Here is a 1743-nt window from a genome sequence, read left to right on the forward strand (position 1 = left end):
GGAGCTGTAAAATAAGTCCCTAATTAAGAAACGCCAACTCCGGCAAACGTCGGTTTTGGCGTTTCTTTGTATGAATTTTTTCTATTTTTGAACAGGTCTGCATCTTTGGGTATAAAAAATGGTGCATTTAATAAAGCTCAGCTAATCACGCTTGAGTTTTATGCAGCTTTCGTCTGTCGTTGCTTTTTATTATGATATTTATAAAGATTGAATCCACATGAAATCAGTGTGAGCTCGAGAATTACATTTTTCTCGCCTCTCCGAAATAATCTTTTATACGATTTATCCCACTTTAATACACCAAAAGTTCCCTCGGATTGAATACTTCGGTTCATTCTCAAGAGGGCACCATGTATGGATTCGAGATTTTGCAGCACTTCCTGGTGGATAGCGGTTAATTCCTGATTCATTCGGATTGTCCGGTTCTTTTGTGCTTTCGGACAGCATTCTTGTTTATACGGACATCCTTCGCAGGATTCACATTCATACAGTTCTTCGGTCCGCCCATATTTGTTATATTTTACATGCTGTGTTCTCTTGAAGAGAAATTTCCGACCGTTTGGGCATAAGAGATTTCCATCAGCATCTTTTGCAAAATTTACAGCCCGATACGGATTCTCATGGTATTTTTTATCTGTCGTTTCTTTTTTGTACATGGTAAATTTCATGTATTTTTCCATGCCGTGTTCTTCGCAATAAAGATAATTATTGTAAGAACCATATCCGGCATCAGCAACCGGATATTTCGGATAATGGCCATATGTGCGATTGAATTTTTCCATCAAAGGCACAAAGCATTCCATATCGGATGCATATGGTTTTACGTCGATTACGGCTATGTATTCATCACAGATGGCTGCCTGAAGGTTGTAGGCAGGAAGCAGCTGATCGTTTCCCATGTAATCACGTTTTAAACGCATAAAAGTTGCATCATGGTCTGTTTTCGAATAACTGTTTCTTTCCTCTCCACAGGTCTCGATTTGATATGCATAGGACTTTAAACGTTCCAGATATTCATTCAGTTCTTCGTATTGCTTTTGCCGAATGCTTTTTCTATGACCACGTCCGGAAACAAAAGAAGTTTCATCCAGTCCGGTTGTTTCTTTGTATACCGTAAGTAATTCAGAGACGTAATCAATCGCGTAAACTTCTCGTTTTTCAAATTTTATTCCGAGATATCCAAGTATTTCCTGATTCATAGAATCAATCAAAAGTGAAATCTTATCAAAAACTTTTTGGCGATTTTTTACACAGGATTTTTTCCATACCCAGGTATACCGATTTGCATTTGCTTCGATTTTTGTTCCGTCAATGTATGTGTGCTGCAGATCCACGTGATCTCTGGTAAAAATATATGAATTAATGTCTGCAAATATCTGTTCAACAGAATCGGTTAGTTCATTTCGGATTAAGTTCCCAAATGTAGCAAAGGAAGGTGTTTTCATGCCATCGAGAAGATACATGTAGCGGATGTCATTATGACAGAGCTTTTCAATCTCTCGTAAAGAACAGATGCCGTTTTCCATAAATGCAAAAAGTATAACTTTAAGGAGTTTTTGAGCATCACATCTTGGACGACCTGTTTTGTAGCCTTTCTCTACAAAATATCTTGATAAGTCAATGTGATCCATAACCTCACAAAAAGTATATACCGGATCAGAAATATCGATCAATTTTTCGATTTCTAATGGTAATTTCAGCTGACGCATAGTATAATTACCATTGGTGTTGTTAGTTAGTAGC

General features: G+C 37.4%; 1 protein-coding gene. It reads right to left on the minus strand.

Annotation, left to right across the window (positions count from 1 at the left end):
• Nucleotides 1-158: 158 nt before the first annotated feature.
• Nucleotides 159-1743: transposase (locus H8S80_RS33825; RefSeq protein WP_243272881.1), on the minus strand; the 1585-nt coding region annotated here is incomplete at its 5' end.

It is taken from the genome of Hungatella sp. L36, from assembly GCF_014288035.1.